14 protein-coding genes are annotated in these 16,650 nt (G+C 66.5%); 12 read left to right on the forward strand and 2 right to left on the reverse strand.

What is annotated here, in order from left to right; translation table 11 throughout:
• Positions 1–49 precede the first annotated feature (49 nt).
• Both GGR25_RS22840 and GGR25_RS22845 read right to left on the reverse strand, forming a co-directional pair.
• A complete protein-coding gene (locus GGR25_RS22840; RefSeq protein ID WP_210300081.1) occupies positions 50–919 on the reverse strand; it encodes a sugar phosphate isomerase/epimerase family protein in 870 nt (289 codons plus the stop codon).
• A 47-nt stretch (positions 920–966) separates the two neighbouring features.
• Positions 967–1,992, reverse strand: a complete 1,026-nt coding sequence (locus GGR25_RS22845; RefSeq protein ID WP_183401190.1) for a Gfo/Idh/MocA family protein — start codon at positions 1,990–1,992, stop codon at positions 967–969.
• Positions 1,993–2,237: 245 nt separating this feature from the next.
• Between GGR25_RS22845 and GGR25_RS22850 the strand changes: the two genes are divergently transcribed.
• From GGR25_RS22850 to GGR25_RS22900, 12 genes are all read left to right on the forward strand, one after another.
• Positions 2,238–3,272 (forward strand): substrate-binding domain-containing protein, encoded by a 1,035-nt coding sequence (locus tag GGR25_RS22850; protein ID WP_183401191.1) that lies wholly within the window; start codon positions 2,238–2,240, stop codon positions 3,270–3,272.
• A 268-nt stretch (positions 3,273–3,540) separates the two neighbouring features.
• On the forward strand, positions 3,541–4,584 hold the full coding sequence (locus tag GGR25_RS22855; protein WP_183401192.1) for a LacI family DNA-binding transcriptional regulator: 1,044 nt from the start codon (positions 3,541–3,543) through the stop codon (positions 4,582–4,584).
• Positions 4,581–5,591: a Gfo/Idh/MocA family protein gene (locus GGR25_RS22860; RefSeq protein WP_183401193.1), complete on the forward strand. Its 1,011-nt coding sequence runs from the start codon at positions 4,581–4,583 to the stop codon at positions 5,589–5,591. The genes GGR25_RS22855 and GGR25_RS22860 overlap by 4 nt, the downstream gene beginning before the upstream one ends.
• 116 nt (positions 5,592–5,707) lie before the next feature.
• Complete coding sequence (locus tag GGR25_RS22865; RefSeq protein ID WP_183401194.1) at positions 5,708–7,300, forward strand: acyl CoA:acetate/3-ketoacid CoA transferase; 1,593 nt, start codon at positions 5,708–5,710, stop codon at positions 7,298–7,300.
• Complete coding sequence (locus GGR25_RS22870; RefSeq protein WP_183401195.1) at positions 7,293–8,084, forward strand: enoyl-CoA hydratase/isomerase family protein; 792 nt, start codon at positions 7,293–7,295, stop codon at positions 8,082–8,084. The genes GGR25_RS22865 and GGR25_RS22870 overlap by 8 nt, the downstream gene beginning before the upstream one ends.
• A gap of 1 nt (position 8,085) precedes the next feature.
• On the forward strand, positions 8,086–9,600 hold the full coding sequence (locus GGR25_RS22875; RefSeq protein WP_183401196.1) for an aldehyde dehydrogenase family protein: 1,515 nt from the start codon (positions 8,086–8,088) through the stop codon (positions 9,598–9,600).
• Positions 9,601–9,653: 53 nt separating this feature from the next.
• Positions 9,654–10,904 (forward strand): ABC transporter substrate-binding protein, encoded by a 1,251-nt coding sequence (locus GGR25_RS22880; protein ID WP_183401197.1) that lies wholly within the window; start codon positions 9,654–9,656, stop codon positions 10,902–10,904.
• A 264-nt stretch (positions 10,905–11,168) separates the two neighbouring features.
• Positions 11,169–12,122: a carbohydrate ABC transporter permease gene (locus tag GGR25_RS22885; protein WP_183401198.1), complete on the forward strand. Its 954-nt coding sequence runs from the start codon at positions 11,169–11,171 to the stop codon at positions 12,120–12,122.
• Positions 12,119–13,051, forward strand: a complete 933-nt coding sequence (locus GGR25_RS22890; RefSeq protein ID WP_183401199.1) for a carbohydrate ABC transporter permease — start codon at positions 12,119–12,121, stop codon at positions 13,049–13,051. Before GGR25_RS22885 ends, GGR25_RS22890 begins: the two co-directional genes overlap by 4 nt.
• A 3-nt stretch (positions 13,052–13,054) precedes the next feature.
• The gene (locus tag GGR25_RS22895) at positions 13,055–14,170 is read left to right on the forward strand and encodes an ABC transporter ATP-binding protein (RefSeq protein ID WP_183401200.1); all 1,116 of its coding nucleotides are present in this window, start codon (positions 13,055–13,057) and stop codon (positions 14,168–14,170) included.
• 187 nt (positions 14,171–14,357) lie between these two features.
• Complete coding sequence (locus GGR25_RS24850) at positions 14,358–15,866, forward strand: GMC oxidoreductase (RefSeq protein ID WP_246410248.1); 1,509 nt, start codon at positions 14,358–14,360, stop codon at positions 15,864–15,866.
• Entirely contained in the window at positions 15,863–16,624 is a 762-nt protein-coding gene (locus GGR25_RS22900) for a 3-ketoacyl-ACP reductase (RefSeq protein WP_343068155.1), read from the forward strand. Before GGR25_RS24850 ends, GGR25_RS22900 begins: the two co-directional genes overlap by 4 nt.
• Positions 16,625–16,650 lie beyond the last annotated feature (26 nt).

Consider the following 16,650-nt stretch of genomic DNA (forward strand, 5'->3'; position numbering starts at 1 on the left):
TCCTCCCTCCGGTGGGGACAGCCTCAGAAATCTCTGCGCCGCGCCGCCCTCAGGCGGGGTCGGGCACGAAGGCGGCGCCGCCGCGCGCGCCCTTCAGATAGTTCAAGGCGTGGACCTGGCCCGTCATCTCGAGCGCGTCGCGATAGACCGGGTCGTGCCAGCCTTCGATATCGATCGTGCCCCGGTATCCGGCGAGGCGCAGTTCGCTGATGATGCGCGTCCAGTCGCTGTCGCCAAAGCCGGGCGAGCGCATCTGGACGAAGGGATATTTGCCGAAGATACCGTGCTCGCGGATCACGTCCCAGCGAATGGTGGCATCCTTGCCGTGCACATGGAAGAATTTCGGCGCCCATTTGCGGATCTGTGGCACCGGATCGATCAGATAAACCATCTGGTGGCACGGCTCCCATTCGAGGCCGAGATTGTCGTCCGGCGTCTCGTTGAACATCAGCTCCCAGGCGTCGGGATTATGCGCGATGTTCCAGTCGCCCGTGGCCCAGTTGCCGTCCATGGCACAATTTTCGAAGGCGAGGCGCACGCCCTTGTCGGCGGCGCGCTTGGCGAGCTCGCTCCAGACCTCGCGATAGCGCGGCAGGCTCTCCTCCAGCGGGCGGCCGCGGAGGCGCCCCGTAAAGCCGGCGATCGTCTTGGCGCCGAAGAGATGGGCGTTGTCGATCAGCGTCTTCCAGCCGTCGAGCGTCTGGCGGTCCAGATCCGTCGTCTCGAGCGGGTTGCCGAACATGCCGAGCGTATCGATGACGACGTCGGCGTCGCCGATCGCGTCCTTCAGCTCCCCGGCGAGGCGCGGAATGTCCTTGTCGCCGATCGTCTGCCAGAAGAACGGCTCGATCGATTCAAAGCCGAGCGGCAGGATCTTCCGCACGGTGGCGGCCGGGTCGGGCGCGTTGCCCTTGATCATGGTGCCGATGCGGATGTCGAGGAGCGGGTTGGTCACGAGGCGGTCCTTCAGATCGAAATGTCGACGCGGCGTCCGGTCTCGGCGCTTTCGATGGCGCCGAACACCATGGCGAGGCTCTTGATGTTCTCCCGGCCGACCGTCTCGGGGATCGGCCCGCCGCGCGTGGCGGCGATGAAATCCTGCAGAACTCCGAGGTGGCCGCCCGTTCGGTCGGACGGGGCGAGGGGAGGAAGCTCGGCAGCGGCCACCTCGGAGAAGAACTGGCCGGGTCCGGCCGGCTTCGCAGTCTCGATCCTGACGCCGTCATGGCCGTCCCAGAGCAGCGTGCCCTTCGTGCCGATGAGGCGCCACTGGCTTTCCCAGCTCGTCATCAGCCCGTCGGCGCACCACGAGCCGCGATAGGTGAAGACCACACCGCGCTCCATCTCGAAGATCGCGGCGGCCGAGGAATCGCGCTCGTACCAGGAACCGGTGGGGTTCCATTCCCGGCAATAGACGGCCGTCGGCGCCGCGCCGGCCATCAGGCGGGCCGCGTCGAAGGTGTGGATCGCCATGTCGAGCAGCAGCACATGCGCCATCTCCTCGCGAAAGCCCCCGAAATGCGGGGCGAGGAAGAAGTCGCAATGGAGTGAGGTGATGTCGCCGATGAGGCCGTCCGCGACCGCGCGGGCGATGCGGCGCACGCCCTCGATATAGCGCCGGTTCTGGATGACGACGAAGAGGCGCCCCGCAGCATCGGCGCGAGCGATCAGGTCGCGCGCCTCCGCAAGGCTCGTGCCCATCGGCTTCTCGGACAGGACATGGCAGCCGGCGGCGAGCGCCTTCGCCACGATCGCATGCCGGGCGCTTGGAACGGTGACGTCGAAGACGATGTCGGGCCGGGTCGTTTCGAGGAGCGCGTCGAGGCTGTCGGCGATGGCGGCATCCGCGAGGCCGAATTCCGCGGCGCGAGCGCGGGCGCGCTCCGCGTCGATATCGGCGAGCCCGACCACGGAAAGCCCATCGATGGTCTGTGCGGCTTCGAGCCAGGCACGGCTCATCGCTCCGCAGCCGACCAGAACGGCGCGTTGCATCGGCGTCTCCTCCCCCACGGCATCCTTCCTCATTTGCTGCGCCGCAAACGTTTTCGGTGCGCTGCAAAGATGCCGTAAACGTTTACGATGACACATCAGTGTGCGAAGCTTGTCAAGAGAGCGGATGTGGGGAGGATGGGTGCCGACATGCCGGTTTGGGAATCGCGTGCTGGCATGGCAGGGGGAACGTCGCCTATATCCGCACGGGCGAGAACACGGGCCAGAACATGTGAGGGGCAGTCGGCGTGAGCATTCGCGAGCTGGCGCAGCATCTGAATATCTCGATCGGGACGGTGTCGCGGGCGCTGAACGGGCGCTCCGACGTCAATCCCGAGACGCGCAAGCGCGTGTTCGAGGCGGCTGCGAAGTTCGGCTATGTCCCGAACCAGTCCGGCCGCAGCCTCCGCCAGGGCACGACCAACGCCATCGGCTTCATGATCGAGATGAACAGCGAGACCAGCCTGCATGGCGATACGTTCTTCATGAGCGTCTTCGCCGGCGTGCAGTCGGTGTTCAAGGCGCATCACCTCGATCTCGTCGTGCTGCTCTGTCCCTTCGACGACGACCCCTATGAGCATCTGCGCCGCGTCGTGTCGCGCCGCTTCGTCGATGGGCTGTTCATCTCGGCGACGCAGCGGCACGACCAGCGGATCGACTATCTGATCGAGCGCGAGATCCCGTTCATGGCGCTTGGCCGCAGCCTGTCGGGCGGCTCGCATCCCTGGATCGATCTCGATTTCGAGGGCGTCGCCACCGCCGCCGTCGATCGGCTGGTGGCGCGCGGCCACCGCCGCATCGGGCTCGTCAAGCCGGCGAGCGAACTCAATCTCGGCTATGTCTTCGCCGAGGCCTATCACGCGGCGCTCGTCCGCCACGGCATTCGCCCGGATCCCGATCTCGTGGTGCGCGCCGACCAGACCAGCGAGGAGGGGGGCTATGGCGCGATGGGCCGCCTGCTGGCCCTGGATGAGCGGCCGAGCGCGGTGATGCTCGTCAACGAGATCATGGCGATCGGCGCCTATCGCCGCCTGCACGACGCCGGCCTGCAGGCCGGCCGCGACGTGGCCGTGATCGGGTTCCGCCAGTCGCCGCAGGCGCGCTTCCTGTCGCCGACGCTGACCTGCTTCGATGTCTCCCTCTTCGATCTCGGCTGCCGCCTCGCCACGGGGCTGCTCGCCACCATGCCAGCCTATCGCGACCTCTATCCCGTCGGCCTCGTACAGGACATCTGGCCGATGACGCTCGTGCCGGGCGAGAGCGACCCGCCGCTTTTGGTGTGATGCGGATAACCCCGCGCCGCGGGACGCGCGAATCTTGTGGAACGTTCCAATAATTTGCGCATCGTCCGCCTCCGCTCGAGACGACTGGTTTCCGAGTTGGCGACAGGGTCCGCGGGAGAATTCCGCGATATTTCAATATATTGTCTGACTTTCCGGCTTCGGGTGTGACTCGACCTCCTTCCTGAGTCCCGGCCCAGAGGGTGCTTGACGGCACGGTGAGCCGGGTCTATTCACTGGAACGTTCCAATTCAGAGAGCCTCCAGGGCCGATGAACGCCAGGGAAACGCCCAGTTCCGCGACGCGCGTGACGATGATCGACATAGCCCGGCATGCCGGCGTGTCGAAATCGACCGTCTCGCTCGTGCTGCAAGCCTCGCCCCAGGTGAAGGCCGAGACGCGGGAGAAGGTGCTCTCGTCGATCGACAAGCTCGGCTACGTCTATAATCGCGGTGCGGCGAACCTGCGCAGCGCCCGCTCCAACATTGTCGGCATGGTCATCAACGACCTCGCCAACCCCTTCTTCGCCGAGCTCGCGGTCGGCATCGAGCGCGTCTTCCACGCCGCCGGCTACATTCCCTTCATCGCCAATACGATCGAGAATCCGCGCCGCCAGGCCGAGGTGCTGCGCTCCATGTCGGAGCACGACATCGCCGGCCTCATCATCTGCCCGGCGCGCGGCACGCGGCCCGCCGATATCGCGGCGCTCTCCGGCCTCGGCTTCCCGACCGTGCTCGCGATGCGCCGGATGGGGCCGGGCTTCTCCTCGGTGACGCCGGACAATCTGCGCGGCGCGCGCCGCGCGACGGAGCATCTGATCGCGCTCGGCCACCGGCGCATCGCCTTCTTCGGCGGCTATGCCGACATGATCGCGCAGAACGACCGCTGCGGCGGCTGGCGCGCGGCCATGGAGGCGGCCGATCTCGCCATCGATCCGGGCTGGATCATCGAGGGTCCGCCCAATCGCGATTGCGGGGCCAGCGCCATTGCGCGCGTGCTCGACATGGACAACGCGCCGACGGCGGCGCTGTGCTTCAACGATGTCGTCGCCTTCGGCGTGCTGTCGGGCCTGGAGCGGCGCGGCCTCGTCGCCGGCAAGGATTTCGCGCTGGTCGGCTTCGACGATGTCGCCGAGGCGCGCCACACCAATCCGCCGCTTTCGACGGTCCATGTCGATACCGCCTCGCTCGGCGAGCGCGCGGCGCATCTGGTGCTGCGCATGATCGGCGGCGACACGCGGCCGGAAGAATTCGTCAGCGATGTCGACCTCGTCGTTCGGGCGAGCAGCGGCGGTTCCATCGGGAGGGGTGAATGAGCGGTACCATCGGCTGGGGCCTCGTCGGCGCCTCGAACATCGCACGGCAGTTCGTCATCAACGCCATCCGGCAAAATGGCGGCGAGCCGCGCGTCGTGATGAGCACCGATGCGGCACGCGGCGCGGCTTTCGCGAAGGAGAACGGCATCGCGGAATCGACGACGGATCTCACCGCGCTGCTGGCGACGCCCGGCGTCGATGCCGTTTATATCTCGACGACCAACGAACTGCACCGCGATCAGGCCATCGCCGCGGCGCGGGCCGGCAAGCATATTCTCTGCGAGAAGCCGCTGGCGCTGACACTCGCCGACGCCCATGCCGCGGTGGATGCGGCCAAGGCGGCCGGCGTCGTCTTCGCGACCAATCATCATTTGCGCAATGCCGGCGCGCACCGTGCCATGCGCCAGGCGATCCTTGATGGACGCATCGGCCGTCCGCTCGCCGCGCGCGTCTTCCACGCCGTCTATCTCCCGCCGAGCCTGCAGGGCTGGCGCATCAATGCGCCGGAGGCGGGCGGCGGCGTCATCCTGGATATCGCCGTGCATGATGCGGACACGCTGCGCTTCGTGCTCGGCGACGAGCCCGAGAGCGTCGTTGCGATGACTCAGTCCTCGGGCATGGCGAGCGTCGGCCTCGCCGATGCGGTCATGACCACGGTCACCTTCCGCTCGGGCCTGATCGCGCAGACCCATGATGCCTTCACGTCGAAATATGCCGGCACGGGCTTCGAGGTGCATGGCACCGAGGGCTCGCTGATCGCGCGCGACGTGATGACCCAGCAGCCGATCGGCTCGCTCGTGCTGCGCAACGAAGCCGGCGAGCAGGCAATCGATTTCGACCGCACCGACCTCTATGTGCGCGCGCTCGGCGCCTTCCATGCCGCCATGCGCGGCGAGGGCCAGCCGGCGGCGACCGGCGAGGACGGTATCCGCTCGCTCGCCTTCGGCCTGGCCGTCGCGGAGGCGGCGAAGACGGGCGGCACGGTCAAGGTGGAGACGGGGTTGTGACGCTGGCGGCGAAGCCGGCGGGAGAAGGGTCAGTGAATTCTCCGGGTGGGGTCGCAGTCCCCCAGCCGGACCCGAGGTCCGGCCTCTCTTTGCGGGAGAGGTGAAAGAGCAAGAGCATGAAATCCAAAGTCATCACGGCCGATGCGGCCGCCGCCCTCATTCCCGACGATGCCGTCGTCACCGTCTCCTCGGCGAGTGCGCTCGGCTGTCCCGACGCCACGCTGGCGGCGATCGGCCGGCATTTCGAAGCGAGCGGCCATCCGACCAATCTGACGATGCTGCATCCGATCGCAGCCGGCGACATGTATGGCGTCAAGGGCATCGACCATATCGCCAAGCCCGGCCTGCTCGGGCGCATCCTCGCCGGCTCCTATCCCTCGGGTCCGTCGACCGCCGAGCCGCCGGCGATCTGGAAGATGCTCGGCGACAATCTGATCCCGGCCTACAACATCCCCTCGGGCATTCTGTTCGACATGCATCGCGAGGCCGCCGCCAAGCGCCCCGGCGTCATCACCAAGGTCGGCCTCGACACCTTCGCCGATCCACGCCGCCAGGGCTGCGCGATGAACGAAGCCGCCGCCACCGACCCGGTGGTGGAACTGATCGATTTCCGCGGCGAGGAATGGCTGTTCTTCCCGTCGATCGTGCCGAATGTCGCGATCATCCGCGCCACGACGGCGGATGAGCGCGGCAATCTCTCCTTCGAGCATGAAGGCGCCTATCTCGGCCCGCTCGATCAGGCGCTGGCGGTGCGCAACAATGGCGGCATCGTCATCGCGCAGGTGAAGCGCCTCACGCAGGCCGGCACTCTGAAGCCGCTCAACGTGCATGTGCCGGGCATCCTCGTCGACCATATCGTGGTCGCGCCGGACCAGTGGCAGACCTGCCAGACGCCGTATGAGCCCGCCATCTCCGGCGAGATCTCGCGGCCGCTGTCGAGCTTCGAGACGCCCGCCTTCGACATCGCCAAGGTCATCGCGCGCCGCGTGGCGCTCGAACTCAGAGAGGGCTGGGCGGTCAATATCGGCTTCGGCATCTCGGCCAATGTGCCGCGCATCCTCATCGAGGAAGGCCGGCATGGCGACGTGACGTGGATGATCGAGCAGGGCGCGGTCGGCGGCGTTCCGCTGCTCGATTTCCAGTTCGGCTGCGCCTCGAATGCCGAGGCGATCGTGCCGAGCCCGCATCAGTTCGTCTATTTCCAGGGCGGCGGCTTCGACTGCTCGCTGCTCTCCTTCCTGCAGATCGACCAGTCCGGCTCGGTCAATGTCTCGCGCCTTTCCGCCCGTCCGCATGTGACGGCGGGTGCCGGCGGCTTCGTCGACATCACGGCGCGGGCGAAGCGCATCGTCTTCTCCGGCTATTTCAATGCCGGCGCGAAGTTCGAGATCGTGGACGGCACCGTCCGCACGCTCAAGGAAGGCAAGGTCAAGAAGCTCGTGCCCGAGGTCGAGCATGTCTCCTTCTCCGGCCGCCGTGCGGTCGAGCAGGGCCAGGAGATCCTCTATGTCACCGAGCGCTGCGTGATGCGGCTGACGCGCGAAGGCGTGATGGTCGTCGAGATCGCGCCGGGCTTCGATCTGGAGCGCGACATCCTCGGCCAGGCGGATTTCCCGCTGCTGGTCGCGGGTGATCTCAAGGTCACGCCGGACCGGCTCTACCATGCCGCGCCGATCGGCCTTCATCTCGCGGGAGGCCTCCATGGCTGAGTCCGCAGGCGAGGCCCGCGTGCAGGGCCGCATCGAAGGTCATGTCGCCATCCTGACGCTGGACCGTCCGGCCAAGCTCAATGCGCTCGACCAGGCGATGATGGCCGGCATCGAGGCCTGGGTGGATGAAGTCGAGGCGAACCGCGAGGTCCGCGCCGCGATCATCACCGGCGCGGGCGAGAAGGTCTTTTCCGCCGGCGGCGACATCGCCGCCTGGGCCGGGCTCGACCCGCTCACCTTCATGCGCGACTGGATCCGCAAGGGGCACCGCGTCTTCGACCGGCTCGCGCGCCTGCGCCAGCCTTTGATCGCGGTCGTCAACGGTCATGCCTTCGGCGGCGGGCTCGAACTCGCCGCCACCGCCGATCTCATCATTCTGGAGGAGCACGGCCGGATCGGGCTGCCGGAGACCGGGCTCGGCATGGTCCCGGGCTGGTCGGGCACGCAGCGCCTGGTGCGCCGGTTCGGTCCGCGCATCATCCGCCGCATGGTGCTGGCCGGCGAGATGTTTCCGGCCGAGAGCGCGCTGGCGCATGGGCTGGTCGACCAGGTGGTGCCGAAGGGCGAGGGACTCACGGCCGGGATCAAGCTCGCCGAGGCGATCGCGGCCCGCGGCCCGATCGCGGTGCAGCTCTCCAAGCAGCTGATCAACGCCGCCGAGGGCGAGGAGGAGGCTTTCGCCATCGAGGCGGTCGCCGGTGCGCTCGTCGCTTATTCCGATGATCTGAAGGAGGGCGCTGCCAGCTTCCGCGAGAAGCGCACGCCCCGTTTCGAGGACAGATGACATGACGCTGCATATCGATCCGGCCTCGCTTGCCGAGGCCAAGGGCGGTCCGAAGCGCTGGCAGATGCTGATTGACGGCAAGTGGACCGACGGCGCCGTCGGTCTTGAGGGTGAGCGCGTCTCGCCGGGCCATGGCGTGCTCGTCAGCCGCTATGCCTTCGGCTCGCAGGCCGACGTCGAGCGGGCCGTGACCGCTGCCCGCCGCGCCTTCCATCGCGGCCCCTGGCCGAAGATGAAGGCGAGCGAGCGCGCCGCGGTGCTCTTGAAGACCGCCGACCTGATCGACGCGCGCCGCGAGGAGATCGCCCGTCTCGACGCGATCGAGAGCGGCAAGCCGATCCGCCAGGCCCGCGGCGAGATCGAGGGCGCGGCCGATATCTGGCGCTATGCCGCCTCGCTTGCCCGCACGCTGCACGGCGAGAGCTACGCCAATCTCGGCGAATCCATGCTCGGCGTGGTGCTGCGCGAGCCGATCGGCGTCGTCTCGATCATCACGCCGTGGAACTTCCCGTTCCTGATCGTGGCGCAGAAGCTGCCCTTCGCGCTCGCCGCCGGCTGCACCGCCGTCGTCAAGCCGAGCGAGCTCACCTCCGCCTCGACCGTGCTGCTCGGCGAACTGCTGATGGAAGCGGGCCTGCCGGAGGGCGTCTGCAACATCGTGCTCGGCACCGGACCCGAGGTCGGCGCGCATATGGTGTCGCATCCGAGCGTCGACATGGTGTCGTTCACCGGCTCGACCCGGGTCGGCAAGGCGACGGTCGCTGCGGCTGCCGCGACTCTCAAGAAGGTGTCGATGGAGCTCGGCGGCAAGAATGCGCAGGTCGTGTTCCCCGATGCCGACATTCCCGCGGCCGTCGATGCGGCGGTGTTCGGCGCCTTCTTCAATGGCGGCGAGTGCTGCAATGCCGGCAGCCGGCTGATCGTGCACAAGGACATCGCGGCGGATTTCCTCGCCGCCTTCGCCGAGCGCGCCAAGCGGGTGCGCGTCGGTGATCCGCTGGATGAGCGCACCGATGTCGGCGCGATCATCACGGCGGCGCATCTGCAGAAGATCGAGAACTTCGTCGGCGACGCCTCTGCCGACGGCGCCCATGTCCTCATGGGGGGCAGCGGCATCGAGTCCGGCGCCGGCCAGTATATGGCGCCGACCGTCGTTGCCGGCGTGAAGCCCGAAATGACGATCGCGCGGGAGGAAGTGTTCGGGCCGGTGCTCTCCGTGCTCGAATTCTCCCGCACCGAAGAGGCGATCCGTCTGGTCGAGGAAACGGACTACGGCCTCTCCGCCGGAGTGTGGAGCCGCGACATCGATACCGCCGTCGGAGTCGCCCGTTCGGTGCGCACCGGCACCGTCTGGGTCAACACCTTCATGGACGGATATCCCGAGCTTCCCTTCGGCGGAATGAAGCAATCGGGACTGGGTAGAGAACTCGGAAAAAATGCGGTAGAGGATTATTCGGAGGTCAAAACAATTCAGTTTCATCGCGGCCCACGCACCGCCTGGTGGGTGGGAAACTGAAGCAGTGGAGCGGCCGCCCGGAGGGCGGACGAGGTTCAATCGGGAGGTTTTCAATGCGTAAGATACTGATGGCGTCCGCCATTCTGGCGGCGACGGCGCTTTCCGCCCATGCGGAGGACGTCAAGGAAGTCCAGATGCTGCATTGGTGGACGTCGGGCGGCGAGGCTGCCGCGCTGAACGTCCTCAAGCAGGACCTGGCCAAGGAGGGCTACACCTGGAAGGACGTTCCGGTGGCCGGCGGCGGCGGCGACGCCGCGATGACCGCGCTCAAGGCCATGGTCGCGGCGGGCAACCCGCCGACCGCCTCGCAGATGCTCGGCTACACGGTCCTCGACTATGCCGAGGCCGGCAAGATGGGCGATTTGACCGAGACGGCCGTCGCCGAGGGCTGGGACAAGGCCGTCCCGGCGGCTCTGCAGAAGTTCTCCGTCTATAACGGCAAGTGGGTCGCGGCGCCGGTCAACGTTCACTCGGTGAACTGGCTCTGGATCAACAAGGCCGTGATGGACAAGATCGGCGGCACCGAGCCCAAGAACTTCGACGAGTTCGTCGCGCTGCTCGACAAGGCCAAGGCGGCCGGCGTCACCCCGCTCGCGCTCGGCGGCCAGAACTGGCAGGAGGCGACGATGTTCGATTCGATCGTCCTCTCGACCGGCGGTCCGGAGTTCTACAAGAAGGCCTTCAACGACCTCGACGAGGACGCGCTGAAGTCCGACACGATGAAGAAGTCCTTCGACAATCTCGCCAAGCTCAAGGACTATGTCGACCCGAACTTCTCGGGCCGCGACTGGAACCTTGCCACCGCCATGGTCATCAAGGGCGATGCGCTGGTCCAGGTCATGGGTGACTGGGCGAAGGGTGAGTTCAAGGCGGCGAACAAGGAGCCGGGCGTCGACTTCCTCTGCTACCGCTTCCCGGGCACCGATGGTTCCGTGATCTACAATTCGGACATGTTCGGCATGTTCGACGTTCCGGAAAACCAGAAGGCCGCGCAGATCGCTCTGGCGAAGGCGACGCTTTCGAAGAGCTTCCAGTCGGCCTTCAACGTCGTGAAGGGCTCGGTTCCGGCCCGTACCGACGTTCCGGATACGGCCTTCGACGCCTGCGGCAAGAAGGGCATCGCCGACCTCAAGGCGGCCAATGACGGCGGCACGCTGTTCGGCTCGCTGGCCCAGGGCTATGGCGCCCCGCCGGCCGTCGCCAATGCCTATAAGGACGTCGTCTCGAAGTTCGTCCACGGCCAGATCACGACCTCCGACGAGGCCGTGAACCAGCTGGTCCAGGCGATCAACGACGCGAAGTAAGCGACGCATCAATGCGGCTCCCTGCCCGTGCGGGGAGGGAGCCGCACCTGCTGTTCCTTCACCTCTCCCTGAGGGAGAGGTCGGCGCGCAGCGCCGGGTGAGGGTTTACGGGCTTGGCCGTCGATGCTCCCCTTCGAGCCCTTCCGGATGGTTCCCTAAACCCTCTCCCGCCGGCCTGCGGCCGTCGACCTCCCCCTCATGGGGAGGTGTAACAGGGCGCGTTCCGCGCCCAGCTTTCGAGTTGCGGCCCTCAGGGAGGCCTTCATGACGTCGATCGTCACGGACAGGATGCAGACGCCGGAGCGCGCGACACAGCGCAAGTCGCTCCGGGCGCGTCTCCAGGAATGGCTGCCGAAGATCGTGCTCGCGCCGAGCTTCGCCATCACGCTCTTCTTCGTCTATGGCTTCATTCTCTGGACGATCTATTTGTCCTTCACGAAGTCCAAGGCGTTCCCGAGCTATACACTCACCGATGCGCGCGCCTATCAGCGGCTCTGGCGCTGGACCTTCGAGAGCAACCCGCCCTCGTCCTGGTACACTTCGATCACCAACATGGTGATCTTCGGCGTGCTCTACATCGTCTTCTGCCTGGCGATCGGTCTCTTCCTCGCGATCCTGCTCGACCAGAAGATCCGCGGCGAAGGCGTGCTGCGGCCGATCTATCTTTATCCGATGGCGCTCTCCTTCATCGTGACGGGCGTCGCGTGGAAATGGTTCCTCGATCCGGGTCTCGGCCTCGAGCAGACCATGCACCAATGGGGCTGGACCTCGTTCCATTTCGACTGGATCAAGAACAAGGACTACGTGATCTACACCGTGGTCATCGCCGGCGTCTGGCAGGCCTCGGGCTTCATCATGGCGATGTTCCTCGCGGGGCTGCGCGGCATCGACAGCGAGATCATCAAGGCGTCGCAGATCGACGGCGCCTCGCCGATCCAGCTCTATCGCCGCATCATCATCCCGCTTCTGCGACCCGTCTTCCTGTCGGCACTGATCGTGCTCGCCCATATGGCGATCAAGTCCTACGACCTCGTCGTCGCGCTGACGAGCGGCGGACCCGGCGGCTCTGCCTGGCTGCCGTCCAACTTCATGTACGAATACACCTTCAAGCGGAACGAGATGGCGGTCGGTTCGGCCAGCGCCGTGATCATGCTGGCGACCATGTCGGCGATCATCGTGCCCTATCTCTATTCCGAGCTCAGGGAGAAGAACCGATGAGCGCCGCCACCGTGGGCGCCCGGCCGGCGGGTTCGCGCGTCCTGAACCGCATCGTCATCTACGGCCTGCTGCTCGTCTTCGCCCTCGTCTACCTCATCCCCTTCTTTGTGATGCTGGTGACGTCGCTGAAGACCATGCCGGAAATCCAGAACGGCAATATGCTCGCCTTGCCGAAGGATCCGACGATCCAGCCCTGGATCAAGGCCTGGGGCGAGGCCTGCGTCGGCCTCACCTGCGAGGGCATCCACGGCTATTTCTGGAACTCGATCAAGATGGTGGTTCCCGCCGTCGCGATCTCGACCCTGCTCGGCGCGCTGAACGGCTATGTGCTGACGAAGTGGCGCTTCAAGGGCCACAAGCTGGTCTTCGGGCTGATGCTGTTCGCCTGCTTCATCCCGTTCCAGTCGGTGCTGCTGCCGATGGCAACGGTGCTCGGCCAGTTCGGCCAGCTCGGCAAGGTCTTTACCAACGCCTTCGGCATGAATCTCGGTTTCGGCAACTCGACCGTGAACCTCGTCTTCGTGCACGTGGTCTACGGCCTCGGCTTCACGACCTTGTTCTTCCGCAACTATTATGAGGCCTTCCCGACCGAGCTCGTGAAGGCGGCCATGGTCGATGGCGCCGGCTTCTTCCAGATCTTCCGCCGCGTGCTGCTGCCGAACTCGCTGCCGATCATCGTCGTGACGGTGATCTACCAGTTCACCAATATCTGGAACGACTTCCTCTTCGCCTCGTCCTATGCCGGATCGGGCGACGTGATGCCGATGACGGTGGCGCTCAACAATGTGGTCAATACGTCAACCGGCGTCGTCGAATACAATGTGAACATGGCGGCGGCGATGATCGCGGCCCTCCCAACCCTCCTCGTCTACATCCTCGCCGGCCGCTACTTCGTGCGCGGTCTGATGGCGGGCGCCGTCAAGGGATAGATCATGGCGTTTCTCGAAATCGATCGTCTCGTGAAGCGCTACGGCGCGACGGACATTCTGAAGGGCATCTCGCTCTCGGTGGAGGAAGGCGGGTTCCTGGTGCTGGTCGGGCCGTCCGGCTGCGGCAAGTCGACCCTGCTCTCCATGATCGCGGGTCTCGATTCCATCTCCGAAGGCGAGGTGCGGATCGCCGGCAAGCGCATGAACGAGCTGCACCCCTCGCAGCGCGACATCGCGATGGTGTTCCAGTCCTACGCGCTCTATCCGAATATGAGCGTCGCCGAAAATATCGCCTTCGGCCTCGAAATGCGGAAGGTGCCGAAGGCCGAGCGCGACAAGGCGGTCGCCGAGGTCGCCGAAATCCTGCAGATGGGCCATCTCCTGAAGCGCAAGCCGAGCCAGCTCTCCGGCGGCCAGCGCCAGCGCGTCGCCATGGGCCGCGCCCTCGTGCGCAACCCGCAGGTCTTCCTGTTCGACGAGCCGCTCTCCAATCTCGATGCCAAGCTGCGCGTCGACATGCGCACCGAGATCAAGCGGCTGCACCAGCGCATGAAGACAACGATCGTCTATGTGACGCATGACCAGATCGAGGCGATGACGCTCGCCACCCAGATCGCGGTGCTGCGCGACGGCGTCCTGCAGCAGTTCGGCACGCCGGCCGAGGTCTACAACAATCCGGCCAATGTCTTCGTGGCCGATTTCATGGGCTCGCCGTCCATGAACCTGATCCCCGCCGCGGTCCGCGCCGAGAACGGCAAGACCGTCGTGGCATTGCAGCGCGAGGGCGAAGGCGATCTGGTGCTCGATCCCGGCCAGGCCGGCGAGAAGCTCTCCGCCGTGCTCGGCAAGACGGTGCTGTTCGGAATTCGGCCCGAGGCGATTACCGACCATGACGGCGCGGATCGCAACGCCCGCACGCTGGTCGATGCCGAATGCCAGGTCGAGGTCGTGGAGCCGGCCGGCTCCGACACCTTCGTCGTGGCGCATCTCGGCGGCAAGCACGTGATCGCGCGCATGCGCTCCGACGTGCCGGTCCGCGCCGGCCATCGCGCGCCGTTCACCTTCAACATGGACAAGGCCGTGTTCTTCGACCCGCAGACCGAGCAGCGGGTGGCATGAGAATGGCTGCCTCGCTTTTCCATCTGCCGGGCGCGGCACCGGCCCGCCCTCTCCCCCCTTGTGGGGGAGAGATGGAGAGGGGGGCCTTTGCCCGGCACAGAGCGACGCTGTTCCCGATTTTCGCGCGGGCAGCGGGTTCCTCCTCCCCGACCCTCCCCCGCAAGGGGGGAGGGGTTAAGCCCGAGACCTGCCCATGACCCCCGACATCGTCATCATCGGCTCCGGCATGGGTGGCTCGACTCTGGCGGCGGGGCTGGTTGGCTCGGGTGCGAAGGTGCTGATCCTCGAAAAGGGCCAGCAGCTTCCCGATACGCCCGAAACGCGCGATCCGCGCGCCATCTTCCAGCGCGGCTTCTTCCGCCCGAAGGAGGTCTGGTACGACGCGGCCGATGGTTCGACGTTCAATCCCGGCAATTACTATTATGTCGGTGGCAATTCGAAGTTCTATGGCGCGGTGCTGATCCGCTATCGCGCCGAGGATTTCGCGGCGATGGAACATGAGGGCGGCGTCTCGCCGGCCTGGCCGATCGCCTATGACGTGATCGAGCCCTGGTACAGCCGCGCCGAGCAGCTCTACCGCGTGCGCGGCGCGCTCGGCGAGGATCCGACCGAGCCCTATCACTCGCAGCCCTATGCGTTCCCCCCGGTTCCCGACGAGCCGGCGCTCGCCGAGGTCCGCGCGCGGCTGAAGCAGCAGGGGCTGCATCCGGCCTCGCTGCCGCTCGGCGTCGATCACGAAGCCTGGCTCCGCCGGGCGAAGACGCCCTGGGACGCTTTCCCGGATACGCGCAGCGGCAAGATGGACGCGGAGACATGCGGCCTCGCTGCGGCGCTGAAGGATCCCGACATCACCATCGAGACCGGCGCCGATGTGGTCCGCCTGGTCGCCGGCGCGGGCGGGCGGATCGAGAAAATCGTCTATCGCAAGGATGGCGAACTGCGCGAACTGGCGCCGAAGCTCGTCGTGCTCTCGGCGGGCGCGGTGAAGTCCGCAGCGCTGCTGCTCGCCTCGAAGGACGAGCGGCATCCGAACGGGCTCGCCAATTCCTCCGACGTCGTCGGCCGCTATTTCATGAACCACAATTCGACGGCCATGATCGCCGTCGATCCGCGCTTCCGCAACGACGCCATTCATCAGAAGACGTTCGGTTTCAACGACTTCTACCTCTCCGACGGCAAGGGCGGCCGCCCGCTCGGCAATATGCAGCTGCTCGGCCGCGTCTCAGGCCCGGTCATGAAGGCCGGCGCACCGCGCGCGCCGGAATGGGCGCTGTCGCTGCTCGCTCGCCACGCGGTCGATTTCCTCGCGATGAACGAGGATCTGCCCGACCCCGAAAGCCGCATCCGCGTCGATGGCGAGAAGGTCGTGCTGCAATGGAAGCGCTCCAACATGGCGGCGCACCAGAAGCTGATCGACGTGATGAAGGAGCGCTTTCGCGCTGCCGGCTTCCCGATCGTGCTGACCAAGCCGTTCGACCGGCGCACGCCCTCGCATCAATGCGGCACGATCCGCTTCGGCTCCGACCCGGCGCAGGCGGCGCTCGACACGGATTGCCGCGCCTTCGACCATCGCAATCTCTTCGTCGTCGACGCGTCCTTCCTGCCGACTTCGGCCGCGGTCAATCCGGCGCTGACCATCGCGGCGCAGGCGCTGCGCACCGCCGATCACATCCGCCGCACGGAGCTCGCATCGTGAGCCGGCCCGTCGCGCTCGTCACCGGCGCCGCGCGCGGCATCGGCCGCGCCATCGCGCTCGCCCTCGCCGAGGGGGGCTACGACATCGCCGTCGCCGACCGGGCGGAAGCCGACCCCACTGCAACGCTCGATGCCATCGAGGCAGTCGGCGCGCGCGGTTATTTTGCCGGATTCGATTTGGCCGATCTCTCTGCGCATGAGGCGGCGCTCGCCGCGATCCGGGATGCGCTCGGACCGGTCGATCTGCTGGTCAACAATGCCGGCATGGGCGCCGTGGTGCGGGGCGACCTGCTCGATCTTGAGCCGGCAAACTTTGACCGCATCATGGACGTGAACCTGCGCGGCACGCTGTTCCTCACCCAGCGCGTCGTCGCTTCCATGCTCGCCGCACCCGCGGCGCATCGGCGCGCCGTCGTCACGGTCACCTCGATCTCGGCGAGCCATGCCTCGCCGGAGCGGACGGACTATTGCATCTCCAAGGCGGCGCTTTCGATGTTCGTCCAGAACCTGGCGCTTCGCCTCGCGCCGACCGGTATCGGCGTCTACGAGATCCGCCCCGGCATCATCCGCTCCGACATGACGGCGGCGGTCGCCGAGAAATATGACCGCCGCATCGCGGACGGGCTCGTCCCGGCCGGGCGCTGGGGCGAGGGCTCGGATGTCGCCGGCGCGGTCGTCGCGCTCGCCTCGGGCGCCTTCGCCTTTTCGACCGGCGCCGTGATCGGAGTCGACGGCGGCCTCGGCTTGGCGAGGCTCTGATGTTTCATTGGAACGTTCCAATTTCG

Origin of the sequence: Kaistia hirudinis (assembly GCF_014196455.1) — a bacterium.
GTDB lineage: Bacteria > Pseudomonadota > Alphaproteobacteria > Rhizobiales > Kaistiaceae > Kaistia > Kaistia hirudinis.